The organism is Rhodanobacteraceae bacterium (genome assembly GCA_016713135.1).
Lineage (GTDB): Bacteria > Pseudomonadota > Gammaproteobacteria > Xanthomonadales > SZUA-5 > JADKFD01.
Window position 1 is genome coordinate 436,584 of sequence record JADJPR010000020.1, and the last position, 26,465, is coordinate 463,048.

Annotated in this window: 23 protein-coding genes and 1 pseudogene; 18 read left to right on the forward strand and 6 right to left on the reverse strand. The window is 69.3% G+C overall.

All coding sequences use genetic code 11. The features are described 5' to 3' along the window. Positions 1-402: 402 nt before the first annotated feature. The 3 genes from IPK27_16775 to IPK27_16785 all read right to left on the reverse strand — a co-directional run bounded on the left by IPK27_16775 (position 403) and on the right by IPK27_16785 (position 7,204). Positions 403-3,747, reverse strand: coding sequence for a PAS-domain containing protein (locus IPK27_16775; GenBank protein MBK8069215.1), 3,345 nt, complete (start codon positions 3,745-3,747; stop codon positions 403-405). 370 nt (positions 3,748-4,117) lie between these two features. Next, positions 4,118-4,777, reverse strand: a complete 660-nt coding sequence (locus IPK27_16780) for a response regulator transcription factor (GenBank protein MBK8069216.1) — start codon at positions 4,775-4,777, stop codon at positions 4,118-4,120. Positions 4,778-5,014: 237 nt separating this feature from the next. Next, entirely contained in the window at positions 5,015-7,204 is a 2,190-nt protein-coding gene (locus tag IPK27_16785; GenBank protein ID MBK8069217.1) for a TonB-dependent receptor, read from the reverse strand. Between the two features lie 296 nt (positions 7,205-7,500). Here IPK27_16785 and IPK27_16790 point away from each other — a divergent pair, with 296 nt between their 5' ends. The 16 genes from IPK27_16790 (at position 7,501) to IPK27_16865 (ending at position 23,748) form a co-directional block, all read left to right on the forward strand. Beyond that, the gene (locus tag IPK27_16790; protein MBK8069218.1) at positions 7,501-8,061 is read left to right on the forward strand and encodes an RNA polymerase sigma factor; all 561 of its coding nucleotides are present in this window, start codon (positions 7,501-7,503) and stop codon (positions 8,059-8,061) included. Further along, positions 8,058-8,798 (forward strand): hypothetical protein, encoded by a 741-nt coding sequence (locus IPK27_16795; protein ID MBK8069219.1) that lies wholly within the window; start codon positions 8,058-8,060, stop codon positions 8,796-8,798. The genes IPK27_16790 and IPK27_16795 overlap by 4 nt, the downstream gene beginning before the upstream one ends. Before the next feature lie 9 nt (positions 8,799-8,807). Continuing rightward, positions 8,808-9,911 carry a hypothetical protein gene (locus IPK27_16800; GenBank protein ID MBK8069220.1) on the forward strand — a complete coding sequence of 368 codons (1,104 nt, stop codon included), beginning with the start codon at positions 8,808-8,810 and terminating at the stop codon, positions 9,909-9,911. 218 nt (positions 9,912-10,129) lie between these two features. Further along, positions 10,130-12,616 carry a serine/threonine protein kinase gene (locus IPK27_16805; GenBank protein MBK8069221.1) on the forward strand — a complete coding sequence of 829 codons (2,487 nt, stop codon included), beginning with the start codon at positions 10,130-10,132 and terminating at the stop codon, positions 12,614-12,616. Between the two features lie 832 nt (positions 12,617-13,448). Next, positions 13,449-14,012: an RNA polymerase sigma factor gene (locus IPK27_16810; protein MBK8069222.1), complete on the forward strand. Its 564-nt coding sequence runs from the start codon at positions 13,449-13,451 to the stop codon at positions 14,010-14,012. Then, a complete protein-coding gene (locus IPK27_16815) occupies positions 14,009-14,380 on the forward strand; it encodes a hypothetical protein (GenBank protein MBK8069223.1) in 372 nt (123 codons plus the stop codon). Before IPK27_16810 ends, IPK27_16815 begins: the two co-directional genes overlap by 4 nt. Further along, positions 14,350-14,601: a hypothetical protein gene (locus IPK27_16820; GenBank protein ID MBK8069224.1), complete on the forward strand. Its 252-nt coding sequence runs from the start codon at positions 14,350-14,352 to the stop codon at positions 14,599-14,601. Before IPK27_16815 ends, IPK27_16820 begins: the two co-directional genes overlap by 31 nt. After that, entirely contained in the window at positions 14,576-15,280 is a 705-nt protein-coding gene (locus IPK27_16825; protein MBK8069225.1) for a DUF3106 domain-containing protein, read from the forward strand. Before IPK27_16820 ends, IPK27_16825 begins: the two co-directional genes overlap by 26 nt. A 245-nt stretch (positions 15,281-15,525) precedes the next feature. Continuing rightward, positions 15,526-16,578, forward strand: coding sequence for a rod shape-determining protein (locus IPK27_16830; protein ID MBK8069226.1), 1,053 nt, complete (start codon positions 15,526-15,528; stop codon positions 16,576-16,578). 246 nt (positions 16,579-16,824) lie between these two features. After that, on the forward strand, positions 16,825-17,736 hold the full coding sequence (mreC, locus tag IPK27_16835) for a rod shape-determining protein MreC (protein MBK8069227.1): 912 nt from the start codon (positions 16,825-16,827) through the stop codon (positions 17,734-17,736). A gap of 2 nt (positions 17,737-17,738) precedes the next feature. Next, positions 17,739-18,242, forward strand: coding sequence for a rod shape-determining protein MreD (gene mreD, locus IPK27_16840; protein MBK8069228.1), 504 nt, complete (start codon positions 17,739-17,741; stop codon positions 18,240-18,242). A gap of 3 nt (positions 18,243-18,245) precedes the next feature. Beyond that, positions 18,246-20,249 carry a penicillin-binding protein 2 gene (gene mrdA / locus IPK27_16845; protein MBK8069229.1) on the forward strand — a complete coding sequence of 668 codons (2,004 nt, stop codon included), beginning with the start codon at positions 18,246-18,248 and terminating at the stop codon, positions 20,247-20,249. Further along, positions 20,246-21,358 (forward strand): rod shape-determining protein RodA, encoded by a 1,113-nt coding sequence (gene rodA, locus IPK27_16850; protein ID MBK8069230.1) that lies wholly within the window; start codon positions 20,246-20,248, stop codon positions 21,356-21,358. Before mrdA ends, rodA begins: the two co-directional genes overlap by 4 nt. Before the next feature lie 161 nt (positions 21,359-21,519). Further along, positions 21,520-22,302, forward strand: coding sequence for a ParA family protein (locus tag IPK27_16855; protein MBK8069231.1), 783 nt, complete (start codon positions 21,520-21,522; stop codon positions 22,300-22,302). Between the two features lie 26 nt (positions 22,303-22,328). Then, positions 22,329-23,183 (forward strand): ParB/RepB/Spo0J family partition protein, encoded by an 855-nt coding sequence (locus IPK27_16860; protein ID MBK8069232.1) that lies wholly within the window; start codon positions 22,329-22,331, stop codon positions 23,181-23,183. 301 nt (positions 23,184-23,484) lie between these two features. Beyond that, the gene (locus tag IPK27_16865; protein MBK8069233.1) at positions 23,485-23,748 is read left to right on the forward strand and encodes an N-acetyltransferase; all 264 of its coding nucleotides are present in this window, start codon (positions 23,485-23,487) and stop codon (positions 23,746-23,748) included. Between the two features lie 10 nt (positions 23,749-23,758). Here IPK27_16865 and IPK27_16870 read toward each other — a convergent pair whose 3' ends face one another. Beyond that, positions 23,759-24,037 (reverse strand): hypothetical protein, encoded by a 279-nt coding sequence (locus IPK27_16870; GenBank protein ID MBK8069234.1) that lies wholly within the window; start codon positions 24,035-24,037, stop codon positions 23,759-23,761. Between the two features lie 72 nt (positions 24,038-24,109). Here IPK27_16870 and IPK27_16875 point away from each other — a divergent pair, with 72 nt between their 5' ends. Then, positions 24,110-24,442 (forward strand): Rieske (2Fe-2S) protein, encoded by a 333-nt coding sequence (locus IPK27_16875; GenBank protein MBK8069235.1) that lies wholly within the window; start codon positions 24,110-24,112, stop codon positions 24,440-24,442. A 61-nt stretch (positions 24,443-24,503) separates the two neighbouring features. Here the strand turns inward: IPK27_16875 and IPK27_16880 are convergent, their stop codons facing one another. Next, complete coding sequence (locus IPK27_16880) at positions 24,504-24,773, reverse strand: hypothetical protein (protein ID MBK8069236.1); 270 nt, start codon at positions 24,771-24,773, stop codon at positions 24,504-24,506. 124 nt (positions 24,774-24,897) lie between these two features. Here IPK27_16880 and IPK27_16885 point away from each other — a divergent pair. Next, positions 24,898-26,208: pseudogene (locus IPK27_16885) on the forward strand (MFS transporter). Here the strand turns inward: IPK27_16885 and IPK27_16890 are convergent. Beyond that, positions 26,200-26,418, reverse strand: coding sequence for a DUF2798 domain-containing protein (locus tag IPK27_16890; GenBank protein ID MBK8069237.1), 219 nt, complete (start codon positions 26,416-26,418; stop codon positions 26,200-26,202). The pseudogene IPK27_16885 and the gene IPK27_16890 overlap by 9 nt on opposite strands. Positions 26,419-26,465: the final 47 nt, after the last annotated feature.

Here is a 26,465-nt window from a genome sequence, read left to right on the forward strand (position 1 = left end):
TGCTGTGCGTGGGTTTGGACCTTGTCCAAACGCTGTTGCTCTTGGGGCGCTCCCGCGATGAGGATTGGTACGAATCAGGTCTGGGTATGCAACGACTGGGGTTGTGGCCCCGGCTGGATTCCGCAAGTGCGAATGCGACAGCGCTTGCAAATCGGCTCTGGTGAGAGTCCCGGTCGCCCCGCCGGTGCGCTTATTCGCGCATCGAATATGTCGCAATGCATTGATTTAAAAATGATAAATTCGGAGGGCAAGAGGGCGCGAGGGCACGCAAAGGCGCGCCTTCGCACCAAACCGGCTCTTGCGTGCCCTCGTGCCCTCGTGGCCTCGTGCCCTCCAGTTCGATGCGCGAACAAGCGCACCGGCAGGGTTGACCGGAACTCCCACTGAACCGCACGGCTTGCCCTACCCCCACAACCTGGCCAGCAGTGACCGCAGCGCCAGCGGTTTGATCGGTTTGTGCAGCAGATGGATCTCGTGCTCCACGGCGAGTTGCCGCAGGGTGGGGCCGTGGTCGGCGCTGACGAGGATGGCGGGGCGTTCGCCGAAGCGGGCGCGCAGGCGGGCGCGCAAGTCGAGGCCGGTGTCGCCGCCGTCGAGGTGGTAGTCGAGGATCCAGGCGTCGGCATCGCGTTCGGCCAGCAGGCGTTCGGCGGCGCTGCCGTCGCCGGCGGCGATCACCTCGACGCCCCAGCCGCCAAGCAGGGTGGCGAGTGCCTGGCGGCCGGCGGGTTCGTTGTCGACCACCAGCACGCGGTGGCCGCTGGCGATCGGGCGCGGGGCGGGAACGGCGGCGATGGCAGACAGTGCGGCGGGGGCGGCGACAGGCACGCGCACGCCGATCAGGGTGCCGCGGCCGGGGATGGTGCGCAGGGTGATCGGGTGGCCGAGCAGCCGGGTGATGCGCGCGGCGATCGCGAGGCCCAGGCCCAGGCCCTCGGGCGCAGCCTCGCGGGCGGCAGGCAGGCGCTGGAATTCCTCGAAGATGCGCTCGCGATCCGCCTCGGCGATGCCGGTGCCGGTGTCGCCCACCAGGAATTCGACCGCGCCCAGGCGCCGGCGCAATCCGATCAGCACATGGCCACTGCGGGTGTAGCGCAGCGCGTTGGCGACGAAGTTCTGCAGCACCCGGCGCAGCAGTTGCGGATCGGACAGCAGCCACAGGCGCGAGGGCACCGCGTCCAGTCGCAGTCCGCGCTCGCGCGCCATCACGCCAAACTCGGTGGTCAGGGTGTCGAGCAGTTCCTTCGCGGCGAAGGCGCGCACCCTGGGCGTGAGGCCACCGGCATCCAGGCGCGACAGGTCGAGCAGGCCGGAGAGCAAGGATTCGGTGCTGCCCAGGGCGCTGGCGATGTTCTGCACCACCGGGCGCAGCTGCGGTTCCTGGATCTGCTGCGCCAGTGCGTGGGTGAACAGGTTCGCCGCGTTCAGCGGCTGCAGCAGGTCGTGGCTGATCGCGGCGAGGAAGCGCGTCTTCGCCTGGTTGGCGCGCTCTGCCTCCTCGGTGGCCGCCTGCAGCTCGCGGGTGCGCGATTCGACGCGCGCCTCCAGGGTCTCGTTGGCGGTCTTCAAGTCCGCCTCGGCGCGGCGGAAGGCGCTGATGTCGGTGTAGGTGGTGACGAAGCCGCCGGATGCGATCGGATTGCCGCGGATCTCGATGACGCTGCCGTCCGGCCAGTGGCGCTCGAACACATAGGCCGAGCCCTGGCGCAGGTAGTCCAGGCGCCGCTGCACCAACTCGTCGATGCCACCGCTGCCGAGCAGGCCGCGCTCGGCGTTGAAGCGGAACAGGTCCGCGACCGGCCGGCCGACGCGCAGGAAGCCCGGCGGATAGCCGAGCAGTTCGGCGTAGCGCTGGTTCCACGCGACCAGCCGCAGCGCGCCGTCGATCACCGCGATGCCCTGGCTCAAATTGGCCAGCGCGGTGTCGAGGATGGCGTGGCTGAAGGACACCGCCTCGCGTGCCTCGCCGACCACCTGGGTCATCGCCTGCAGCTCGCCGCGCGCGCCGCGCCGGGCGGCGTCCAGCAGCAGCCGCGCGGAGGCCGCGCCGACCAGCGCCGACAGTTCATGCTCGACGGCGGTCAGCGCGCCGTCGTCGGCGCCGGCGGTTTCGTCGTCATCGCGCAGCGGGCCGATCAGCGCGTCGACGCGCTCGCGATCGAGCAGGCGCGAGGCCACTTCGCGCAGTTCGGCGCGGGTCAGCGGGCGCTCGCTGCCGGCCACCGGCGCGCGCTGGCTGTCGGTGCGCGACACCCACACCAGCGCCAGCAGATTGCAGGACAGGCTCCACAGCACGCCGTGACTCAGCGCATCCAGCCCGCCGAGGCCGAACAGCCCGTGCGGCGCGAGGAAGCCGATGCCGAACGGCCCCTGCGCCAGCCAGTCGGGATTGCCCAGGCCATGCGCCAGCACCGGCAGCAGCAGGGTGTAGGCCCACATCGCCGAACCGGCGGCCAGGCCGGCGAGCACGCCGCGGCGGCTGGCGCCCGGCCAGTACAGCGCGGCGAGCACCGCCGGCGCCAGTTGCGCCAGCGCGGCGAAGGCGATCGCGCCGACATCCGCCAGCGCCTCGCTGGCGCCGATCAGCCGCGAATACAGGTAGGCCGCGCCGAGCACTGCGACGATCACCCCGCGGCGTTGCCAGAGCACGCGCAGGCGCAGGTCGCCGCCCGCGCGCGGCAGCAACAGCGGCCCCAGCCAGTGGTTGCCGACCATGATGCCCAGCGTCAGCGTGGCCATCACCACCATGCCGGTGGCGGCGCTGATGCCGCCGAGGAAGGCGAGGATCGCCAATGGCTCGGCGCCCGATTGCAGCGGCAGCCCGAGCACGTAGAGATCGCTTGGCACCCGACTGCCGGCCAGCTGCAACTGGCCGGCCCAGGCCAGCGGCAGCAGGAACACGCTGATCAGCAGCAGGTACGCCGGGAAACGCCAGCGCGCGCCCACCACGTGTTGCGGATCGCGGCATTCCACCACCGCCAGGTGGAACTGGTGCGGCAGCGAGAACATCGCAAGCGCCCCGAGCAGCACGAGTGTGAGGAAATTGCTGCCGGGCGGCGTTGCTGGCGGCAACTGGCGCGCGGTGGCCGCCAGATCGCCGAAGCCGTCGTACAGCCCGAACACCACGTAGCCGCCGACTGCCAGCAAGGCCAGCAGCTTGATCAGCGACTCGAAGGCCATCGCCAGCACCACGCCGTGCGCGCTGGCACTGGTCCGCCGGGTGCCGAACAGCATCGCGAAGGCGGCCATCAGCAGCGCCGCCAGCGCGGAACTGTCCAGGCCCGTGCGCGAGGCGTCCGCGAACAACCCGCTGGCAAGCAGGTCGAAGCTCTGCGCCACCGCCTTCAGCTGCAGCGCGATGTAGGGCACCAGCCCCAGCAGTGCGATGCCGGTGGCCAGCGCGCCGATGCCCGCACTCTTGCCGAAGCGCGAAGCGAGCAGATCGGCAATCGAGGTGCTGTTGCGCCTGCGCGCCTCCTGCACCAGTCGCACCAGCAGCGGCCACGCCAGCAGGTACAGCAGGATGGTGCCGACAAAGGTGGGCGGCACCCACCAGCCATGCCGCAACGCCTGCGTCACCGTGCCATAGAAGGTCCACGAGGTGCAGTAGACCGCCAGCGACAGCGCGTACACCCAACTCCAGTGTCGCGCAAACGCCTGCGGCCGGCGCTCACCCAGCAGCGCCGCGGCGAACAGCAGCCCGACCCAGAGGGCGGCGCCGAGCGTCAGCAGGGTGCTGGGGGACATTGCAGGGACTGTCGCACTGGCATGCGTCGAGGCGAGCACGAGCTGCGTCCAGGCACATGGCTCAAGGCGCAGAAGCGGGGAAAGGGGCAGGGGGCAAGGGGGCTACTGTGGTTCATGGGTATGGCTTGAGGTGGGTTGCGGTCAATCTCGGGGGCCAAGTCATTCAGGCCATCGGCCCGGGTCAAAGCATGGCATTCGCGACATGGCATTCCCCCGCCCCCTGACCCCTGCCCCGCTTCACACAGGCCTGCAGTTGCCCATGACAATCCAGCCCACCTCAAAGCGCGGCACGCACGCGAGGACTTCCCCCTGCCCCCTGACCCCTGCCCCGCTTCTCCAGAGGCTCAAACCCGCCTCACCACACACCAAGTCAAACCGCCTCAACCTGCCGCGCCGGATCGGTCAGTTCCAGCTGGCGCAGGAACACGCCGGCCTGGGTGCGGTTGCGCGCGCCGAGTTTTTCGAAAATGGCTTGCAGGTGCGCCTTGACCGTGCGCTCCTGGATGCCGAGCGCATCGGCGATCTGCTTGTTGAGCTTGCCCTGGGCGACCAGTTCCAGCACGCGGTACTGCTGCGGCGTGAGCGAGCCCAGGCGGCGCGACAGGTCCTTGTCGGCACGCGAATCGACCGCGCGGATCTGCGCGGCCGGCGGCACCCAGGTCTGGCAGGCGAACACCGCCTGCAGCGCGGCACCGATCTCTTCGGGGGCGGCGCTCTTGGGGATGAAGGCCTGCGCGCCGAAGTCGATCGCGCGGGCGATCACCGCCGGATCGTCGTTGGCCGAGACCATCGCCACCGCCACCGCCGGATGTCGGCAGCGCACCGAGGCCAGTCCAGCCAGGCCATGGCTGCCCGGCATGTGCAGATCGAGCAGGACCAGGTCGGTGTCGGGATTGGCTTCCAGCCAGGCGTGCACCGCGTCCAGCGAGGCTGCCTCGACCAGGTTCGCTCCCGGCACCAGCTCCCGCAGCGCCTGCGTCAGCGCCGCCCGGAACAGCGGGTGGTCATCGGCGATCAGGATGCGGGTCATGGGGGTGTCCATGGCGGTAGGGTACACCGCGGTGTGGGGTAAGCAGGAGCGGGGCTGGGGACTAGAGGTTGGGGCGAGTGCGCGGTCGACCTGAGTCGGCTGCCACATTGCGCATGCGCGTGGCTGCTGGCTGCAAACGCCTGCCGCGCACACGCCCCAGCCCCCAATCCCCAGCCCCGCTTCAATACCCGCTCCCAAAGCACCAACCCCGCACTGGGCGGGGCTGGTGGGAGTGCCTCAGAACTCGTAGGAGGCGGTCAGCGACACCGTGCGCGGCGGACCGTAGAAGCCGGTGAGGATGCCAAGTGCGGCGATGTTGTAACCGGTGGTGCGGTATTCCTCGTCGGCCAGGTTGCTGCCCTCCAGCGCCACCTTCCAGGCATCGTCGATCTGCCAGATCACGCTGGCGTTCCACAGCCCGTAGCCATCCTGGGCGATGGCTTCGGAGAGATCGGTGGTGGGGTAGACCTTGTCCTGGTAGCTGTAGCCCACGCGGCTGCGGATCTCGCCGCCGGAGGCGAGCGGGTAGATGTGCTGCAGCGACAGCGCGCCGGAGAACTCCGGCGCATTGGTGAACTTCTGCACGCCCGACACATCCACGCCGCCGCTGATGTACTCGTCGTACTTGGCGTCGAGCCAGCCGATGTTGCCCTGCAGCACCCAGTTGTCGCTGATCTGGCCGAACAGTTCCAGCTCGATACCCTGCACCGTCGCCGCGCCGGCGTTGGTGAAGTCACCAAAGAAGGCCGGCGGGTTGCTGTTCGGGATGGTGGTGAAGATCGAGAGCTGGATGTCCTTGTAATCGCTGTAGAAATAGGCAGCGTTGAGGTACCAGCTCTGGTCCGCGAAGGCGACCTTGGCGCCGAGCTCATAGGTGGTCACGGACTCGTCGTCGAAGGGACGGCCCGAAGCCGGCACCGCCGAGATGTTGGCACGAATGTTGAAGCCACCGCTCTTGAAGCCGCGCGAAGCCAGGCCGTAGAGCAGCACGTCGTCGGTGGCCTGGTAGTCGAGCGAGATCTTCGGCGAGAAATTGTCGAACTTCACCGAATCGTTCAGGTCCGAAACCGTCGCCAGCGGGGTGCTGAAGGTGGCATCGCGGAAGGTCTGGTTGAAGATGTCGACGGTCTTCTCTTCGCTGGTCCAGCGGCCGCCCAGGGTCAGCGACCACTGGTCGTCGAAGCGGTAGGTGCCCTCGCCGTAGAAGGCGATCGCGTCGGTGTCGACCTGGCCGTTGGTGTTGCCGAAGGACAGGTTGAAGAAGTTGTTGAGGACCGTGCCGCCGGCTTCGCCCTGGAACCAGTACAGGCCCGCGACGCCGGTGAAATTGCCGCCGCCATCGTAGTTGAGCTGGATTTCCTGGCTCTGCTGCTCGTCCGAGTAGAAGGCTTTCACGTCCGCGAGGGTGTTCGCCAGCGTGTCGAAATCGATATTGGTCTCGGTGTCGGACTCGCGCAGCGCGGTGATCGACTTCAGCGACCAGTCGTCGTTGAGCTTGAAGTCCAGCGTCAGGCTGTAGCCGTCCATCACCGTGTCGTTGACGTTCGGCATGCCGTTGCGCACGTCGTAGCGGTCATCCAGCGGCAGCACGGTTGGCGCGAAGCGATTGACGCCGAGCATCTGCGCGCCACGCACCGCGGAGGCGTCGTCGATGTGGTCGGCCGTGAACTTGAGCGACCAGTCCGGGCTGCCGATGTAGCCCAGGGTGAAGCGGCCGGCGACGATTTCCTTGTCCGACACATCCTGCCCGGTGCGCAGGTTCTCCCCAAAGCCGTCGCGCGTCAGGTTGGCGCCGGCAAAGCGCGCCACCCAGCCGGTGTCGCTCAGCGGCACGTTGAAGCCCGCCTTGATGTCCTGCTGGTTGTAATTGCCCGCGGTAACGCTGACGCGCCCGCCGAAATCCTGGTCGAGCGGGCGCGAGACGTACTTGATCGCGCCGCCGATGGTGTTCTTGCCGTACAGCGTGCCCTGCGGGCCGCGCAGCACTTCGATGCGCTCGACATCGAAGACATCCAGCAGCGCACCCTGCGGACGCGCGATGTAGACGTCGTCGAGATAGATGCCGACGCCCGGATCCACGCCCCACAGCGGATCGGACTGGCCGACAGCGCGAATGTAGGCGGTGATGGTCGACGAGGAACCGCGGGCGGCGTAGACCGTCAGGTTGGGCACCTGCGCGTCCAGGTCCGAGAGGTCCTCGACATTGAAGTCCTCGAGCTTCTGCTCGCTGAACGCAGTCACCGCGATCGGCACTTCCTGCAGCGTCTCCTCACGCTTGCGCGCGGTGACCGTGATGGTGCCGAGCTGGGCGGCTTCGGACTTCTCCGCCTCGTCGGCGGCAGCCTCATCCTGCGCCCACACGGCGGCGGGCAGGGCGGCGAGCGCCGCAGTGAGCGCGAACGCGAGGCGATTGGGCTTGAGCGACATGGTGGCGGACCTCCCCTGGAAGACGATGCAGCGAAGCCTAGGCGCGCGGGGCATGGGGGGACAGTTGTCCATTGGTACAGAGGAGCGGGTTGTGGGTTTTGAGTTCTGGGTTGTGGGCAGCAGAAGCCGGCGATCCGTGGGTCTGCGGATTTCATGCAGCTTCCCCGGCGCGGGTTGCTGCCGTGGGCTCGGGCAGGCGGCTTTGCTGCCCACAACCCACAACCCAGAACCCACAACCGGCGATCATGTCAGGGCACTCGCGTAACCAAACCTGGCCCCGCCTCGTCCAACCCCACATGCCCCCCGATTCGGACTCATCGCTGGTTGACCGTGCGCGTTCCGGCGAGGTGCGGGCGTTCCAGTGCCTGTTCGAGCGCCACGCGCGGGCGGCGTATGCGGTTTGCCAGCGCCTGCTGGGGGATCCTGCGCTGGCCGAGGATGCGGTGCAGGAAGCATTCCTCAAGGCGCACCGGCGGCTCGACCAGTACGACGGGCGCGCGGCTTTCGGCACCTGGATGCACCGGATCGCAGCGAACACCGCCATCGAGTTCCTGCGCCGGCGGCCGCAGCAGGAGGTGGCGGATGCGGACGAGGCGCTGGAGGCAAGCGAAGACCCAGGCGCCGATCCGATGGCGGCGATGAGCCAGGCGCAGTTGGTGCGCGGGGTTGGCGAGGCGCTGGGCCAGCTGACACCACTCGAGCGCAGCGTGTTCGTGCTGCGCCATCTGGAGCAGCGCAGCCTGGACGAGATCGCCCGCACGCTGTCGTCCAACGCAAATGCCTGCAAGCAGGCGATATTTCGCGCGGTGCGCAAGTTGCGCGCGCACCTCGCCCATTTCGAGGGGGCCACGCCATGAACCCGACGATGATCCAGCCGGGCGACGACGAGCTGGTGATGTTTCATTTCGGTGAAGACCTGGGGCCGGAACGGATGGCGGCGATCGCCGAGGCCCTGGCGCGCGATCCGCGCTGCGCGGCGCGCTACGCGGAGCTGCGCCGGTTGCTGGCGGCCTCGGCCAGCGCGCTCGACGCCAGCGAGCCGGCGCCGGGCTTCGAGCGGCGCGTGTGGCAGCAACTCGCGCCCCGGCTGCAGGCGCGGCGGCCGGCGCCCACTCGCCCGTCCTGGTTCGATTGGCTGCTGCCCGGGCTGGCGCTCGCTGTCAGCCTCGGCATGGGCATCGTGATCGGGCGGTACTGGCAGCCGACGCCGCTCGCCCCCGCTGCCGCGCCGCTGGCGCTGAGCGATGACGCCGGCGAGCGCGTGCTGGCGGCGCACCTCTCGCGCCACCTGGGCCAGACCGAGCGCCTGCTGCGGGTGGCCGAGAACGGCGGCGCAGCCGGGTCCGGCGAGCTGGCCAGTGCACTGATCGAAAGCAACCGGCTGTACGCGGTGGCGGCCGAACGCGCCGGCAAGCCCGCGCTGGCGCAGTTCCTGCTGGAACTCGAACCGGTGCTGCGCGAGCTGGCCAATGGCGACGGCGATGCGGCGCTCGGCGGCGCCGGCCTGGCGCAGGAACAGATCCGCTCGCGCGATCTGCTGTTCCGCCTGCGCGCGCTGGAGTCGCTGCAGTCCGCGCCCGTGCAGACACTCTGAGAGGCCCTGATGATCTCCCGAATTCCGACCTGGATCGCCGCCCTGCTGCTGTGCGCCGCCAACGCCGCCGCGATGCCCGGCGCCGACTTGCCGAGCGCGAATGCGCAGGCGCGCGAGCTGTATCGCGCGGGTCACGCCGCGCTCGATCGCCAGGACTGGCTGGCCGCGGTGCAGCAGTTCCGCACGCTGGACGCGGAACTCGCGCGCACGCGAACCGCCGGCCGCGACGCGGCGCTGTACTGGCAGGCCTATGCGCTGGACCGCTCCGGCGACCACGCCGGCGCCAGCGGCCTCGGCCAGAAGCTGCTGGCCGAGTTCCCCGACAGCCCCTGGGCCGACGATGCCGCCGAACTGCTGAATGCCAGTGCCGGCGCGGGCGACGAGAGCGATCGCATCATGGCCCTCGATGCGCTGATGCTGAGCGCGCCGGAGCAAGCCACGCCGATCCTGGTCGGCGTGCTCGACGGCAACCACAGCGAGCGGATCAAGAAGCGCGCGCTGTTCGTGCTGGTGCAGATCGCCCCGGCCGCGGCGGGCGAGGCGATCGGCCGCATCCTCGCCGGGAAGGGCTCGGCGGCACTCAAGCGCGAGGCGATCCAGACCCTGGCGCTGGCCGGCGATCCGAGCGCAGGCAAGCGCCTGGCCGACTATTACCGCAGCGAGCAGGATCCGGCGCTCAAGCGCGCGGTGATCGACGCCGGGCTCGTCGGCGGGCGCACCGACCTGGTGCTGGAAGTGGCCCGCAGCGAGTCCGACGCCGAGCTGCAAAGCCACGCGATCCGCGTCCTCGGCGCGATGGGCCAGGCGGCGCGAGTGGCCGAGCTGCTGCCGCAACTGACCGACATCGATGCCCAGCGCAGCGCGGTGGATGCGCTTGCGATCGCCGGCGAAGTCGCCGCGCTGGCCGGCGTGGTCCGCGGCAAGGCTGCGCTGCCGCTGCGCCTGCACGCCGTGCGCGCGCTCAGCATCGCCGGCAGCGATGAGCGCGTGACCACGTTGATCGCGCTGTACCAGGAACAACCGCAGCCCGAAATCCGCCGCGCCTTGCTGCACGCGCTCAGCGCCAGCGGCGACGAGGCCGCGCTGAATGCCATCGGCGAGACCTTGCGGTAGCACCGGGCCGGTTAAACGCCGAGAAGCGGGGCTGGGGACTGGGGGCTGAGGCGTGTGCGCGAGAGCGTCGGACGTCAGCTGCCCTGCGCATGCGCAAGACAGCAGGCCGATCAGGTCGACCGCGCACACGCCCCAGCCCCCAGCCCCCAGTCCCCAGCCCCGCTTCTCGGCGTAAACCGTCTCGTCCCTGCCGACCCGCTCATGCCATCATCCGGACAATGAGCGCCCATCATGTCCCCGAGATTCCGGGTTACCGCGTCCTGCGTCAGCTGGGGCGCGGCGGCATGGCGTCGGTTTACCTCGCGATGCAGGAATCGGTGGAGCGCGAGGTAGCGCTGAAGATCATGGCGCCGCAGCTGTCGGCGGACCCGACCTTCGGCGAGCGATTCCTGCGCGAGGCGCGGATCGCGGCCAAGCTGCACCACCGGCATGTCGTCAGCATCTACGATGTGGGCGTGCACAACGGCTTCCATTACTGCACGATGGAATACCTGCCGGGTGGCACGGTGATGCGCAAGGGCTCGCCGCCGCTGGCGCTGAAGCCCGCGCTGCGCTGCATCCGCGAGATCGCGCAGGCACTGAACTACGCGCATTCCAAGGGCTTCGTCCACCGCGACGTCAAGCCGGACAACATCCTGCTGCGCGAAGACGGCTCCTGCGTGCTGGGCGATTTCGGCATCGCGCGCGCTGCCGAGTCCGGCACCATGATGACCAAGACCGGCTCGGTGGTCGGCACGCCGCACTACATGAGCCCGGAGCAGTTGCGCGGGCGCGCGATCGACGGTCGCGCCGACCTCTACAGCCTGGGCGTGGTGTTCTTCCAGCTGGTGACCGGCAAGGTGCCCTACGAGGCGAGCGACTCGCTGGCGGTAGGCATCATGCACATGACCGCGCCGCTGCCGCAGTTGCCGCGCGACTACCGCTTGCTGCAGCCGATCCTGGACAAGATGCTGGCCAAGGAACCGGCCGACCGCTACCAGACCGGCGCCGAGATCGAGGCGGCTATCGCCGAGGCCGAGAAGGCGATCGCCAGCGGGCGGACGGAGCCGCTGACCCAACCCCTCCCTGCCCGCCCCGTGGCTGCCGAACGCCCACAGCGCTCCGGCTACGACACCCAAGGCTCGCTGCGGACCGAGCCGCAGATCGGGCACATGGAGCGCTTCGAGGAAGCGGGACTGCGCGCGGAACCGCGCCACCAGACCCAGTTCTCGCGCGCGCACCAGTCGCGGCCTGCACGCACCGGGCTGTGGTGGGTGCTTGGCGCCGCGCTGGTGCTGTCGGGCCTGGCCTGGTGGCAACGCCCGCTGATCAGCGCACAGCTGATCGCCTGGCTCACGCCCGCCGCCAATCCGGGGCTGGATGCCGCCGACCGCGCGCTCGCCGAGGGCCGCTTGTTCACGGACGGTGGCGATGACGCCGTTTCGCTCTTCCTGGCCGCGCTGCTGGTGGACGGCGACGACCAGCGCGCGCGCGCCGGACTCGACTCCACCCTCGATCGCCTGCACCCGGAGCTCAAGGCCAATCCGGACGCGGAACGCATCGCGGCGCTCACCCGCAAGCTCACCGGCGCGCCGGGCTACGCCACCCGGATCGAGCGTTTCCGCGAATTGCTGCCCTCCGCCAGCGGGAGCAATCCGCCCGCGCAAGCCGATACCTCCGACCTGGCCCTCGCGCAGCGCGCCGAGTCCGAAGGGCGCCTGGGCGGCGCCGACGGCGCCCTCGCGCGCTTCGCCGCCGCCTACGCCGCCCAGCCCGGCAACGAGGCCGCACGCCAGGGTGTCGAGCGCGTCGCGGCAGCGGTAGTGGGCCAGGCACGTTCGCAACTGGCCGCCGGCAACCTGGCCGCGGCCGAGCAGTTGCAACGCGAACTGGCGGTGGTACCCGCCGCGGCTGGCCTTGCCACCAAGCTGGCTGCCGAGATCGCCGCGCGGCGAGTCCCGGACACCAGCGCCCGTCTCGCCGAGATCCTGGTGCAGGCGGAGCGACTCGCCCGCGCCGGCAAGTTGGTCGACCCGCGCAATGGCAGCGCCGCCGACCGCTATCGCGAGGCACTGGCCCTGGCCCCGGACGATGCGGCCGCTCGTCAGGGCCTGGCCCGCGCCGCGGCGAGCGCGCTCAGCCAGATCGATGCGGCGATCGAGGGCAAGGACTTCAAGCGCGCCCAGGATCTGCGCAAGCGGATCCAGGAACTGGCGCCACGCACACCGGGGCTGACCGAGCTCAAGGAGCGCATCGAGGACGCCGAAGCGGCCGCGAAAGCCGCCAGCCCCGAGCGGGTGGCCGCCCACGACAAACTGGTGCGCGAGGGCGAACTGGCGTTGTCCAGTGGACAGCTGATGGAGCCCACCGGCGACTCCGCCTACGACAAGTTCCGCCAGGCGCTGGCCCTCAATCCGCGCAGTGAGAGCGCACGCGCGGGCATGCGGGCCCTCGCGCAGGCGCTCAAGCTGGAAATCGAGGAGAGCATCACGGCGGGCCGCGCGACCCGCGCGGACGGCGGGATTGCCGCGCTGGAAACCGTCGATCCGCGCTTCGACACCGGCGCACTGAAGACCCGCGTCGCCCACGTCTATGCCGAGAACGGCCTGCGCTCCCTGCAGGGCGGCTCGGTGGAGCAGGCGCGCGAGGACCTGGCCGGCGCCGAGCGCCTCGACCCAGCCGAGGCCAGCGTCATCCGCTTGCGCGAGGCGCTGGTCGGTCGCTGAGCTCCAACTTGCCGCCGACTCCTGAGACTCGCCTTCCGCATTGCGACGTAAGTAGGCGCCGCCGCAGAGGGATTTTCGCTTATCCACAAAGCCTGTGGATAACTCTGTGGATCGACTCTGGGCGAAAGCCCGCAGGGCGCGCCACGACGCCATTGCAAGCCCCCCGGCGAGAGTCTGATCGCTCCGCGCGATCAATTTGAAATCAATACCTTACGAACTCCAGGTCGCTCGGGCGTGCGGGCCTCGGCAAGCCCGGTGGACGCCCCCCGGGGTTGTGCAAAACCTGCGGCCGGGCGTGGCCGCGGGCGCGCCAGCCAGACCGGTTTGTCAAGCCCTCCGGGCGGGATTTATTTCGCAAATTTCTTGCGGATAGCTTAGCGCACATTCCTCAATACCTCCTTAGCAGTGGGTGCTAAGTCATTGCTGCCACAGCATCCACGGCGCTTATCCACACAGCCTGTGGATAACTTTGTGGATGAAGCCGTGGACAGGCCACGAAAAGCCCGCCACGACGCGCTCGCGCGCCCCCTGGCGAGTCTCTCGCCAGTTTGAACATTTGCTTTTTAATCAATGACTTGATCGATTCATGCGGCAACAGCTTGACAATCCTGAAACAAATCCGACCCACATCCCCGATCTGTGCAAAACAACTGCGGGACAGGGACTGCGAAAGCACGAATGCGACACAGTCGCCGCGGCGCACGCCGACCAACCATCGCACGCGAATGCCGCGCGCCGCTGTCAACCGAAGACGCGGCGCTGCGTTGTCAGGCAGGTGAAAGCAAGCACCGGATAGCCGATGATCGTGCTCGACCGTATCGACGCCAGGGTCATGACCGCAGAGAACGACGCCGCGACCGCCCTGCGGGGGCGCCTCGACCGTTTCCTGCGCACGGTCGAACGGCGTGCGCTGCGGATGGCACAACTGGCGGTGGGCGACCTCGACGACGCCCTCGAGCTGGTGCAGGACAGCATGCTCGGCTTCGTCCGGAGCTACGCCGCCAAGCCGGAGGCGGAGTGGCCACCGTTGTACTGGCGCGTGCTCGACAGCCGCATCCAGGACCACCATCGGCGCCAGACGGTGCGGCGGCGCTGGCGCGTGTTCCTGCGTACCGATGCCGAAGGTGAGGATGCCGGCGACCAGCTGGCGGAGGTTGCCGATCCGGTGACTGCCGGCCCGCTGGACCACAGCGCCGGGGGCGAGGCAGCGAAGGCGATCGACGCGGCGCTGCGTGCACTGCCGGACCGCCAGCGCCAGGCCTTCCTGCTGCGCGTCTGGGAGGGCTTCGATGTTGCCGCCACGGCCGGCGTCATGGGATGTTCGGAAGGCAGCGTCAAGACGCACTTGTTCCGCGCGATGGACGCATTGAAGAAGCGCCTGGAGGGTCACCGATGAGCCAGGAAACGGACCCGCGCTGGCTGCAGGCCGTGCGCGAAAAACTCGACGCGGAGACCGCAGGGTACGACTCGGCCACGCTGTCGCGCCTGAACCGCGCGCGCCAGGCGGCACTCGATGCCGGGCTGCGCCCGCGGCGGCGCCCCTGGTGGCACTGGTCGCTGGTCGCGGCGGCCAGCAGCGCTGCGGTGGTCCTGGCGCTCGCGCTGACCCTGCGCACGCCGGAGATCGCTGCGCCGGTGGCGCCCGTGGCGCTGGAACAGCCGGAAGTCGACGACCTCGAACTGCTGGTCGCCGGCGAGGACCTGGAACTGATCGAGAACCTGGAGTTCTACGCGTGGCTGGAACAGCAGTCCTTGGATGGCTGATGCTGGCCGCGAGCAGCGGCGAGCCCGCCCAGCCGGCCGAGCCGCCGCCGAGCGCGGAGCTGCTGCTGTACCTGGGAGAGTTCGAGGACGCCCAGGGCGATTTCGTGGACCCGATGGCGCTCGAGGCGCTGCCGGAACAGCCGGAAGTCGGCGAGGGCGCCGAACCCGGCGTGTTGGACGAACGAGAGAAACGCGATGAGACTGCATCCCGGCCCGAGTGAACCGCGCAGGTGCGCCAGCCAGGCGCTGCGCGCGGCGATCGGCATCCTGCTGCTGGCGCTGGCGTGCGTTCTCCATGCGCAGGAGGGCGCGGTCGTGTGGAGCGACCTGGGCAAGGAGGAGCAGCGCATGCTCGCGCCACATGCCGACACCTGGGAAAAGCTCGATGGAGAGACCCAGCAGCGCTTGCTGCGCGGCGCGCGCCGCTGGCTGGCGCTGACTCCGGAGCAGCGCACCGCGGCGACCGCGCGCTTCGCCGAATGGCAGAGCCTGCCGCCCGAGCGCCGTGAGGAGATCCGCGACCGCTACCGCAACTTCCGCGACCTGCCGCCGGAACGCCAGCGCCAGCTCAAGCAGCAGTTCGACCGTTTCCGTTACCTGCCGCCGGAGCAGCGCGAAGATCTCAAGCGCCGCTTCCAGAGCATGTCGCCGCAGGAGCGCCGCGGCTTCCTCGAAGGCCTGCGCGCCACCGAACGCGCCGAGCGCGCGCGCCAGTTCTGGCAGAACATCCCGCCGGAGGATCGCGAGGCGACCCGCGCGATGATCGAGGCCTTTACCCCGGCCGAGCGCCAGCAGGTGCGCCAGCGGATGCAGGCGCTGTCGCCCACGGAACGCCACGCGCTGCACCGCAAGCTGCTCGGCATGAGCGTGGCAGAACGCCGCGCCTGGCTGGCGGAGTGATCAACGCGGGCGGATAGCCCGCGGGCGGACCGCTGGAAAACTGAACGGCCGGCGCGCAAACGCGCAGTTGCCCGCAACTTGCGAGCATTTGGCTTGTTCGGTCAAGCCCGGCCTTGTTAGATTGCGCGGTCTTCATCCATGGATCGCCCGCGCGCCCGACTGCCAGGGCCGACGCGCCCCCGACTTTCACGACGGCTGCCCGCTTGGGTCGGCGACCCCGAGCGTCCCGTCTGGACCCGTATCCCATGTTCGGTTTCAAGCAACTTCGCGGTCTGTTCTCGACCGATCTGTCCATCGACCTCGGCACCGCGAACACCCTGGTCTACGTGCGCGGCCAGGGCATCGTGCTCAACGAACCCTCGGTGGTGTCGATCCGCCAGGACCGCGGCCCCGGTGGTCCGCGCTCGGTCGCGGCGGTGGGCGCCGAGGCCAAGCGCATGCTCGGCCGCACGCCCGGCAACATCATGACCGTGCGCCCGCTGAAGGATGGCGTGATCGCCGACTTCACGATGACCGAGGCGATGCTGCAGCACTTCATCCGCAAGGTGCACCCCAACCGCCTGTTCCGCCCCAGCCCGCGCGTGCTGGTCTGCGTGCCCTGCGGCTCCACCCAGGTCGAGCGCCGCGCGATCCGCGACTCGGCCGAGGCGGCTGGCGCGCGCGACGTGTTCCTGATCGAGGAACCGATGGCCGCGGCGATCGGCGCCGGTATCCCGATCCACGAAGCGCGCGGCGCGATGGTGATCGACATCGGCGGCGGCACCTCCGAGGTGGCGGTGATCTCGCTCAACGGCATCGTCTACAGCAACTCCGCGCGCATCGGCGGCGACAAGTTCGACGAGTCGATCATCAACTATGTGCGCCGCAACCACGGCACCCTGATCGGCGAGGCCACCGCCGAGCGGATCAAGATCGAGGTCGGCTGCGCCTATCCGTCGAGCGAGGTGCGTGAACTCGAAGTCTCCGGCCGCAACCTCGCCGAGGGCGTGCCGCGCAACATCACGATCAACTCGAACGAGATGCTCGAAGCGCTCCACGAGCCGCTCAGCGGCATCTGCAGCGCGGTCAAGATCGCGCTCGAACAGACTCCGCCGGAATTGTGCTCGGACGTCGCCGAGCGCGGCATCGTGCTCACCGGCGGCGGCGCCCTGCTGCGCGACATCGACAAGCTGATCAGCGAAGTCACCGGCCTGCACGTACACATCGCCGACGACCCGCTGACCTGCGTCGCCCGCGGCGGCGGCCGCGCGCTGGAACTGATCGACGAGCACGGGCCGGATCTGTTCGCGAACGACTGAGCGCTGCTGTTGGACTTCACGCCGAAGAGCGTGGGTCCGCAAAGGACGCAAAGGACGCAAAGAGAGCGATTCGATCATGCCGGGCTTGCTCACCGCCGCTGAATCGGTTCGCGCGCCGCGATTGTCACCGGCCAAGCCGAGAATCGTCTTCATCGCGGGCACCGCTACACACTCGATCCCAGGCTCTCCTTTGCGTCCTTTGCGTCCTTTGCGGACCATGCCCTTCGCCATCCCGCGGATGCACGCATGATCGCCCCCGGCTCCCAACCCCAGGCGCCGCTGTTTGCGGGTGGCCGGCCGGGGACGCTGAAGCTGGTGGTGCTGCTGGCGTTGGCGATCATGCTGATGCTGGCGGACCGCCAGCGCGGCTTCCTGGTGGCGGTGCGCGAGCGTGCGCTGGCGCTGACCGCGCCGGTCTACTGGCTGGCGGCGCTGCCGGGATCGGTCTACGAAACCGTGGATCTGGCGGTGCGCGACCGCCAGGCGTTGGCGGACGAGAACCGTGCACTGCGCGAGTCGCTGCTGGCTACCCAGACCGAGTTGTACCAGCGCCGCTCCGAGGGCGAGGCGCATGCGCGCGTGCTGGCGCTGGTCGAGGCCGCCGAACGCCAGGCGGTGAGCGGCACCCTGGTGCGCCTGGTGGATGTGGACCTCGATCCCTTCCGCCACCGCCTGCTGCTGGACCGCGGCAGCGAGGCCGGGCTTCGGCGCGGCGATGGCCTGCTGGACGCACAGGGCGTGGTCGGCCAGGTCAGCGCGGTCGGGCCGGGCACCGCTTTTGCGATCCTGATCACCGACCCCAACCACGCGCTGCCGGTCGAGGTATCGCGCAACGGGGTCAAGTCGATCGCCTATGGCACTGGCGATGCCACCCGGCTGGCGCTGCCGAACCTGCCGCTGAATGTCGATCTCCAGGTAGGCGACCGCCTGCTGACCACCGCGGTCGGCGGGCGCTTCCCGGCCGGCGTGCCGGTCGCCGAGATCACCGCCGTGGAACGCCCCACCGACGCCGCTTTCGCCCAGGCCTGGGCGCGGCCGCTGTCGGGCCTGGCGCGCAACCGCGAACTGCTCGCCGTGCGCCAGATCGAATGGGTCGGCCCGCCGGAGCCGGCAGCCACGCCGCCGCCGCCACCGGCCGCGGCCGACGAGGACTCCTGAGCATGCGTCCACTGCGCGGCACTTACCGGCTGTTCCTGCTTGCCGTGGCGCTCGCCCTGCTGTGGGCCCTGCTGCCGCTGCCGACCTGGCTGGCGGTGATGAAGCCGATGGCGCTGGCGCTGGTGCTCACCTATTTCGCACTGGAGGCGCCGGAGGTAGCGGGCCTCGGCCATGCTTTCCTGTTCGGCCTCGCCGCCGACGTGCTGTACGGCGGCCTGCTCGGCGAGCACGCACTGCGCATGGTCATCCTGGTCTACCTGACGCTGCGCTTCCGCCATCGTTTGCGCTTCTTCCCGGTGTGGCAGCAGGCCGGCGCGGTGTTCGCGCTGCTGCTCAACGACCGCGTGCTCGACCTGTGGATCCGCCTGTTGAGCGGCTCCACCTGGCCACCGCTGCTGTTCTGGGTGTCGCCGCTGGTCGGCATGGCGGTGTGGCCCTGGGTGTTCCTGCTGCTCGACGGCCTGCGCCTGCGCCGGCGCCAGGCGCAGCGCGAACGGAGCGGCTGAGCGATGGCGCGCGGGCGCACGCCGATCAAGGACCAGCAGGCGGAAGCCACGCTGTTCCAGCGCCGCGCGGTGCTTTCCTATGTGCTGATGCTGCTGGTGTTCGGCGTGCTGCTGGCGCGCTTCGGCGAACTCATGATCCTGCGCCACAGCGAGTACGCGGCACGCTCGGAGCGCAACCGGGTCAAGTTGCAGCCATTGCCGCCAGCGCGCGGGCTGATCCTCGACCGCAACGGCGAGATCCTGGCCGACAACCGCCTGGCCTACCGCCTGGAACTGGTGCCGGAGCGCACCCCCGACCTGAAGACGACCCTGGACGAACTGGCCGGCGTGATCGCCTTCGACGAGGACGAGCGCAAGCGCTTCCTCGAACTGGTCGCCGCGCGCCGCCGCTTCCAGAGCCTGCCGCTGAAGCTGCGCCTGTCGGACGAGGAAGTCGCGCGCTTCGCGCTCGAGCGCTACCGCTTCCCCGGCGTCGACGTGGTGCCCTACCTGACGCGCTTCTATCCGCAGGGCGAGCTGTTCGCGCACGTGGTCGGCTACGTCGGGCGTATCGATCCGGCCGACCTCGGCGAGCTCGACGCCAAGCGCTACGCCGGCACCACGCATGTGGGCAAGACCGGCATCGAGCGCCACTACGAGTCGCAGTTGCACGGCGAGGTCGGCTACGAGAAGGTCGAGACCAATGCCGAGGGCCGCGTGCTGCGGGTGCTCGAGCGCTCGCCGCCGCGCGCCGGCGACAACGTCTACCTCGCGATCGACGCCAGGCTGCAGCGCGCCGTCGCCGCGGCGATGGCCGGCCAGTCCGGCGCGGCGGTGGCGATCGATCCGCAGAGCGGCGAGGTGCTCGCATTCGTCAGCGTGCCCGCCTTCGATGCCAACCTGTTCGTCAACGGCATCTCGCAAGCCAACTACAGCGCGTTGCTGAATGCCCCGGGACGGCCGCTGTTCAATCGCGCCCTGCAGGGCGGCTACGAGCCGGGCTCGACACTCAAGCCGTTCATGGCGCTGGCCGGACTGGAGCTCGGCGTGCGCAGCCCGGACTACACGATTTTTTCGACTGGCGTGTTCCAGATCCCGGGCCAGGAAATCACCTTCCGCGACTGGAAGCGCGGCGGGCACGGGCGCGTCGACGTGGTCGAGTCGCTGGCGCAATCGGTGAACTCCTTCTATTACCAGCTGGCGCTGGACCTCGGCATCGACCGCATGCACGCCTACCTGTCGCGCTTCGGCTTCGGCGCAGCGACCGGCATCGACCTTTACGGGGAGTCCGCCGGCATCCTGCCCTCGCGCGAGTGGAAGCGCGCGCGCTTCAACCAGCCGTGGTATCCCGGAGAGACCGTGATCGCCGGTATCGGCCAGGGCTACAACGTCGCCACCTTGCTGCAACTCGCCGGCGCCACCGCGACCATCGCCGCGGACGGTCGCCGCTATCGTCCGCGCCTGGTGCACGCGCTGCGCGCCAGTTTCGACCAGCCGCCGCAGCCGCTGTCGGCGGAACTTGTCGATGCGGCGCTGGTGAAGGAACCGGCGCACCTGAAGCTGGTCCAGCGCGGCCTCGAGGCGGTGCTCAACAGCCCCACCGGCACCGCCCGCGCGATCGCCCAGGGCGCCAGCTACCGCATGGCCGGCAAGACCGGCACCGCCCAGCGCGTCAGCCGCAATCGCGACACCGAGGTCCAACGCACCCTGCGCGAAGGCCAGCGCAACCAGGCCCTGTTCGTCGGCTACGCGCCCACCGAGGCCCCACGCATCGCCATCGCCGTGGTCGTCGAGCAAGGCGGCTCCGGCTCGCAGGCCGCCGCGCCGGTGGCCCGCAGGATCTTCGATGCATGGCTGGGTGGAGAAGCGGGGCTGGGGGCTGGGGACTGGGGGCTGGGCCCTGATGGCGTGCCTGAGGACGATCCGGTGGACGAGTACGCCGAACCCGACGACGCATCCCAGCCGGATCCTGCGCCCCAGCCCCCGGCCCCCAGCCCCGCGCCTGCCCCCACGGGCCCCGACCAATGACCCTCGACGCCCACCTGCAATACTGGACGCGCCGCGCGCTGGCACTCATGAAGCCGACAGCGGTCGATGTGCCGCTGCTGGTCGCGCTGCTGCTGCTGGCGGGCATGAGCCTGGCCGTGGTCTGGAGCGCGGGCGGGCAGGACGTGGACATGGTCTACAAGCAAGCCGCGCGTTTTGGCCTGGGCTTTGCCTTGCTGCTGGTGTGCATGCGCATTCCGCCGGGCACCTGGCGCCGGGCGACGCCCTGGTTCTACGCGCTGTGCATCGCCCTGCTGGTGGCGGTGGTGGCGCTCGGCGAGGGCAAGGGGGCGCAGCGCTGGTTGGACCTGGGCTTCCTGCGCTTCCAGCCATCGGAGCTGCTCAAGCTCGGCTTGCCGATGATGCTGGCCTGGTATTTCCACGACCGCGTGCTGCCACCGAACCTGCCCGCGCTGGCCACCGCGCTGGCGCTGATCGCCGTGCCCGCCGGGCTGATCGTGATCCAGCCGGACCTCGGCACCGCCGTGCTGGTGGTCGGCAGCGGATTGTTCGTGATCTTCCTCGCCGGCATCTCCTGGTGGTGGATCGGCGGCATCGCGCTGGCCGGCGCCGCCAGCCTGCCCATGGTCTGGCAGTTCATGCACGAGTACCAGAAGAACCGCGTCTACCAATTCCTCAATCCGGACTCGGATCCCCTCGGCAGTGGCTGGCAGACCATCCAGTCGAAGATCGCAGTGGGCTCCGGCGGCTGGAGCGGCAAGGGCTGGACCCATGGCACCCAGTCGCAGCTCGAGTTCCTGCCCGAGCGCCACACCGACTTCGTGCTCGCGGTCTACAGCGAGGAATTCGGCTGGATCGGCGTGGCCCTGCTGATGCTGGTGTACGCCTTTGTCGTCGGCCGTGCGCTGTGGATCGCCGCCAACGCGCGCGACAGCTACGGCCGATTGCTCGGCGGCGCCATCGCCATGACCTTCTTCACCTACATCCTGGTCAACAGCGCCATGATCACCGGCCTGATGCCGGTCAAGGGCGTGCCGCTGCCGCTGATCAGCTACGGCGGCACCTCGGCGGTGTCGCTGCTGATCGCCTTCGGGATCCTGATGTCGGTGCATGCGCACCGCAGGGCGTGAAGCGGGTTGTGGGTTGTGGGTTGTGGGTTGTGGGTTGTGGGTTGTGGGCAGCGAAGCTCGCCTGACGCGACTTCCCGTCGATCTTGCGCGCTTTGCCGCCCACAACCCACAACTCACAACCCACAACCGGCTCTACCGCCCCTGAGATAGCATCCCCGCCCATGGCCAGAATCATCGCAGTCACCAACCAGAAGGGTGGAGTCGGCAAGACCACCACCTGCGTCAACCTTGCCGCCGCGCTCGCGGAGACGCGGCGGCGCGTGTTGCTGATCGATTTCGATCCGCAGGGCCACGCGACGATGGGCTCCGGGATCTCGAAGAAGGACGCCAAGCCCTCCGGTTGCGAGGTGCTGCTGCAGGAAGTGCCGTTCGAGCAGGCGATCCGCAAGGTCGAGGCGGGCTATGACCTGCTGCCGGCGAATGGCGACCTGACTGCCGCCGAGGTGCGCCTGATGCCGGCGCCGGGGCGCGAAATGCGCCTGAAGCAGTTGCTGGCGCCACTGCGCAACAAGTACCACTACGTGCTGATCGACTGCCCGCCCTCGCTCGGCGTGCTCACGCTGAACGCGCTGACCGCCGCCGACAGCGTGCTGATCCCGGTGCAGTGCGAGTTCTACGCGCTGGACGGCCTGACCGCCCTGATGGACACGGTCAAGGCGATCAAGGCCAGCGTCAACCCCGGACTGCAGATCGAAGGCCTGCTGCGCACCATGTTCGATGTGCGCAACAACCTCGGCAACGAGGTCTCCGGGCAGCTCGTCAAGCACTTCGGCGACAAGGTCTTCCGCACCATCGTTCCGCGCAATGTGCGCGTGGCCGAGGCGCCGAGCCATGGCCAGCCGATCACCCAGTACGATCGCGAATCGCGCGGCTCGGTGGCCTACCTCGGCCTCGCCGGCGAGATCATCCGCCACGAGCGCGAGCAGGCCAGGCAGAGCGCCTGACGTCCGCCGCAGCAAGGAAATCCAGCATGTCAGCCAAGAAACGAGGACTCGGCCGCGGCCTCGACGCCCTGCTGGGCGACGCCGCGCCGGCCGAGCCGGTCGCCAACGAAAACACCACCACGCTGCCGGTGGAGTCGCTGCAGCCGGGCAAGTACCAACCGCGCACCGGAATGGATCCGGAGCGCCTGGCGGAACTGGCCGCATCGATCCGCGTGCACGGCGTGGTCCAGCCGGTGGTGGTGCGCCGCATCGGCGCCAGCCGCTACGAGATCATTGCCGGCGAACGCCGCTGGCGCGCGGCGCAGCAGGCCGGCCTGCACGACATTCCGGTGGTCCTGCGCGACATCCCCGACCAGGCGGCGATCGCCATCGCGCTGATCGAGAACATCCAGCGCGAGGACCTGAACCCGCTGGAAGAGGCGCAGGCACTCAAGCGCCTGATCGACGAGTTCGACTTGACCCACCAGGACGCCGCCGATGCGGTGGGCCGCTCGCGGGCGGCGGTCAGCAATCTGCTGCGCCTGCTCGAGTTGGCGCCCGAAGCGCGCCGGCTGCTGGAAGCGAAGAAGATCGACATGGGTCACGCGCGCGCGCTGCTGACCCTGCCGACCTTGCTGCAGGTGCGCCTGGCCACCCAGGCCGCCGAGCACGGCTGGAGCGTGCGCGAGCTCGAAGCGGAGGCGCGCAAGGCCCAGGCGCAGCCCAAGACCGCCGCCGCCAAGCCGCGCCGCGACGTCAACGTGCAGACCCTGGAGAACGAGCTGTCCGAACGCCTCGCCGCGCGCGTCGCCATCCAGCAGGGCCGTGGCGGTCGCGGGAAGCTGGTGATCGCCTACAACAGTCTGGATGAGCTGGACGGGATCCTGGCCAGGATCCGGTGAAGCGGGTTGTGGGTTGTAGAGTCTGAGCCGGTTGTTGGTTGTTGGTTGTTGGTTGTTGGTTGTTGGTTGTTGGTTGTTGGCAGCGAAGGATGCACACCGCGGCTCTTGTGGAAGCGGACTCTGTCCGCGATCTTTCCCGCGGCCGCCAGCGCAGGATCGCGGCTGAAGCCGCTCCCACCGGCTCCCGGCACACCGGCTCTTGCCGGCAACAACCAACAACCAACAACCAACAACCAACAACCATCAACCGACAACCGGCCCAGGTCCCATCATCCAACCGGCCCCCACGCGGAGCAGCCGAATGAACGAAGCCAACGAAGTGACGCACCAACCCGAACGCCAGCGCTTCGTCCTCGCGCTCGACGGCGCGGAAGCCCTGCTCGAATACCGCATGGTGGCCGCTGACGTGATCGACTTCGTGCATACCTACACGCCGTCGGCGCTGCGCGGCCGCGGGGTGGCGGGCAGGCTGGTGGCTGCCGGCGTCGCGCATGCGCGCGAGCGCGGTTGGCGCGTGATCGGCAGTTGCAGCTATGTGGCGGCGTGGTTGGCGAAGAACGCCTGAGCGGCCGTGGTCAGCGCTGTTCGCGGCGAATCACGACATATTCGGCGTCGATGATGGTCTCGCCCGTGCGCGGCGCCGAGGCCGCGCTGGCGCGCCGCGGGATCACCGGCTTGCCCCAGCGAAGTCGCGCCCAGGCAATCAATCCCGCGATGGCCGCAACCCCCAGCAGCGCCGCGCCGACGAAAAAGCCGAACACCAGCACGCCCGCCGCGATGGCCAGCCCGACCACCCACACCAGGCTGGCGACCAGACGCTGGGTCCACGGGACCGGGCCCGACAGGCGGTTCAAGGGCGACTCCATGTTCGACAATCGACGGGAGCGACTAGCATGCACCCATCCGCTTTAAGCCGAGGTGAAGCCATGCGACTGTGCGCCGCCGATGAAGTCGCCGAAGGCCAGGCGATCGAATGCGCCGACCCGCGCGACACCGACGGCACCACGCTCATCGTGCTGCGCTGCAATGGCCAGGTGCAGGCCTACCTGAATGTCTGTCCGCACGCCGGGCGCCCGCTGAACTGGGCGCCGGGGCGGTTTCTCTATGCGCACGGGCAACTGGTCTGCGCCGCCCACGGCGCGTCGTTCCGCCCGGAGGATGGCCATTGCATCGGCGGGCCCTGTCGTGGCGAGTCGCTGCGCCGCGTGCCGGTGATGGAGGTGGATGGCAGCGTGATGGCGATCGACGGAACGCAGTAGGGCCGCGAGTTCCACGACGGGTCCGGAGGCGCCCTCCGTGCGATCAACACCGTCGCGAACGTCAGCGCGGCAACCGCTCCAGCGCACGCAAGGCGTCGGCGAAGGCGCTCGCTTCTTCGCTGTCCCAGCTGCCGCCAATGGTGCGCACTTCGCGCTCCAGCGATTCGGCGCGCGGGCCGCCGCTCAGCGCTACATGGGTGGCGCGCGAGTCCAGGCCCGCCGCGATCAGTTCGAGCACGCCATCGTTGAGGGTGATCTGGCGGTCGCGCACATAGTCCTTGATGCGCAAGGCGAGCTTCTCGTCGATGCCGCGGACCAGGTAATCAGGCATGCCATCTGGAGGATCGATACACCATCGGCAATGCTGCGGCGCCGGCCGCGATCTGTCCAGAATCGAGGCGTGATCCAGGCCACACCCAGCGCACGCCGGACACGAACCCGCGTAGTCTGCGCGCATGACCGAGAGCACCCTCCAGCCGCGCGACTGGCGCGCCCACTTGCCCGCGGGCGTGCGCCCGTACACGGAAGCCGCGCCATTGGCTGCGCTGTTCCTCGGCATGTCTTCGGGCTTCCCGTACGCGATGATCGGCGCCACCCTGACCACCCGGCTGGCGCAGGACGGCATCGACAAGAAGACCGTCACTGCGTTCTCGCTGGCCTTCCTGGTCTACAACCTGAAGTTCCTGTGGGCATGGATGGTCGATGGCGTGCGTCTGCCGCTGATCGGGCGCTTCGGCCAGCGCGTGTCCTGGCTGTGGCTGTCCGGCGCGCTGGTGATCGCTGCGGTCCTGAACCTCGCCTGGGTCGATCCGCAGGCGGACCTGCTGGCGACTGCGCGCGCGGCGATCCTGGTCGGCATTGCTGGCGCCACCTTCGACATCGTCATCGACGCCTATCGCATCGAACTGCTCTCGCCGCGCCAGCTCGGCGTCGGCGCCGGCATGAGCCAGTACGGCTGGCGCATCGGCTCGGTCGCCGCCGGCGCGCTGGCGCTGGTGATCGCCCAGCGCGGCGGCTGGGAGTGGGCCTACAGCGCCTGCGCCGCATTCGCGCTGCCGGCGATGCTGACCGCCGTGGTCATGGGCGAGCCCGCGCGCCATCGCGAGCCCAGTCATCGCAGCGGTCTGGCCGAGTTGTGGCGCTCGATCGTCGAGCCGCTGGTCGAGTTCTTCGCGCGCCAGGGCGCCTGGCTGGTGCTGCTGTTCATCCTGCTGCACAAGATCGGCGACACCCTCGCCAACCTGACCTTCCGCCTGCTGTTCAACGATCTGGGCTACAGCAACGACGAGATCGCGATCTACGACGTCGGCATGGGTTTCTGGGCCTACCTGATCGGCATCTTCATCGGCGGCATTCTGTACGCGCGCCTCGGCGTGCGCCGCTCGGTGATGATCAGCCTGCTGCTGATGGCGGTGTCCAACCTGAGCTTCGCCGGACTCGCCACCATCGGCCATTCGAACTGGGCGATGGCGGCGGCGATCGGTTTCGAGAACATCGCCAGCGGCATCGGCGGCGTGACCGTGGTCGCCTATTTCTCCGCCCTGTGCGATTTGCGCTTCACCGCCAGCCAGTACGCGCTGATCTCGGCCGGCGCCAGCGTGGTCGGGCGCTTCGTCACCGGCACCTCGGCCGGCGCGCTGATCGAGGCGCTGGGCTACGTGCAGTTCTACCTGCTGACCACGCTGGCGGCGCTCCCGGGCATCCTGCTGTTCGCCTGGCTGGTGCGGCGCGGGTATGTGCGCGAGCAGAGCACCGGGCTAGCCGGTCACCCGCGCCACCACTTTCCTGACCCAGGGCGCGAGCAAAGTCACGGCGACGAAGGCCACCGGCCAGGTGGCGAGGCTCTTGCGCGCCCACAGGCCCAGGAAGTCGGCGTGGATGCCCTGGCTGGTGGCAAGTACGAAGGCGGTGACCAACGCGACCATGATGGCCGACAGCAGGGCGCCGAAGACGATCGGGGCGTAACGTGCGGGAATGCGCATGGGTTTCTCCTGGGTGAGTGTTTGTTTGGGTTGTGGGTTGT

What these genes read in the sequence shown, in the direction of transcription:
- IPK27_16775 (MBK8069215.1), bottom strand. Translation starts at nt 3,747, where the DNA reads ATGTCCCCCAGCACCCTGCTGACGCTCGGCGCCGCCCTCTGGGTCGGG.
- IPK27_16780 (MBK8069216.1), bottom strand. Translation starts at nt 4,777, where the DNA reads ATGACCCGCATCCTGATCGCCGATGACCACCCGCTGTTCCGGGCGGCG.
- IPK27_16785 (MBK8069217.1), bottom strand. Translation starts at nt 7,204, where the DNA reads ATGTCGCTCAAGCCCAATCGCCTCGCGTTCGCGCTCACTGCGGCGCTC.
- IPK27_16790 (MBK8069218.1), top strand. Translation starts at nt 7,501, where the DNA reads ATGCCCCCCGATTCGGACTCATCGCTGGTTGACCGTGCGCGTTCCGGC.
- IPK27_16795 (MBK8069219.1), top strand. Translation starts at nt 8,058, where the DNA reads ATGAACCCGACGATGATCCAGCCGGGCGACGACGAGCTGGTGATGTTT.
- IPK27_16800 (MBK8069220.1), top strand. Translation starts at nt 8,808, where the DNA reads ATGATCTCCCGAATTCCGACCTGGATCGCCGCCCTGCTGCTGTGCGCC.
- IPK27_16805 (MBK8069221.1), top strand. Translation starts at nt 10,130, where the DNA reads ATGAGCGCCCATCATGTCCCCGAGATTCCGGGTTACCGCGTCCTGCGT.
- IPK27_16810 (MBK8069222.1), top strand. Translation starts at nt 13,449, where the DNA reads ATGACCGCAGAGAACGACGCCGCGACCGCCCTGCGGGGGCGCCTCGAC.
- IPK27_16815 (MBK8069223.1), top strand. Translation starts at nt 14,009, where the DNA reads ATGAGCCAGGAAACGGACCCGCGCTGGCTGCAGGCCGTGCGCGAAAAA.
- IPK27_16825 (MBK8069225.1), top strand. Translation starts at nt 14,576, where the DNA reads ATGAGACTGCATCCCGGCCCGAGTGAACCGCGCAGGTGCGCCAGCCAG.
- IPK27_16830 (MBK8069226.1), top strand. Translation starts at nt 15,526, where the DNA reads ATGTTCGGTTTCAAGCAACTTCGCGGTCTGTTCTCGACCGATCTGTCC.
- mreC (MBK8069227.1), top strand. Translation starts at nt 16,825, where the DNA reads ATGATCGCCCCCGGCTCCCAACCCCAGGCGCCGCTGTTTGCGGGTGGC.
- mreD (MBK8069228.1), top strand. Translation starts at nt 17,739, where the DNA reads ATGCGTCCACTGCGCGGCACTTACCGGCTGTTCCTGCTTGCCGTGGCG.
- mrdA (MBK8069229.1), top strand. Translation starts at nt 18,246, where the DNA reads ATGGCGCGCGGGCGCACGCCGATCAAGGACCAGCAGGCGGAAGCCACG.
- rodA (MBK8069230.1), top strand. Translation starts at nt 20,246, where the DNA reads ATGACCCTCGACGCCCACCTGCAATACTGGACGCGCCGCGCGCTGGCA.
- IPK27_16855 (MBK8069231.1), top strand. Translation starts at nt 21,520, where the DNA reads ATGGCCAGAATCATCGCAGTCACCAACCAGAAGGGTGGAGTCGGCAAG.
- IPK27_16860 (MBK8069232.1), top strand. Translation starts at nt 22,329, where the DNA reads ATGTCAGCCAAGAAACGAGGACTCGGCCGCGGCCTCGACGCCCTGCTG.
- IPK27_16865 (MBK8069233.1), top strand. Translation starts at nt 23,485, where the DNA reads ATGAACGAAGCCAACGAAGTGACGCACCAACCCGAACGCCAGCGCTTC.
- IPK27_16875 (MBK8069235.1), top strand. Translation starts at nt 24,110, where the DNA reads ATGCGACTGTGCGCCGCCGATGAAGTCGCCGAAGGCCAGGCGATCGAA.
- IPK27_16880 (MBK8069236.1), bottom strand. Translation starts at nt 24,773, where the DNA reads ATGCCTGATTACCTGGTCCGCGGCATCGACGAGAAGCTCGCCTTGCGC.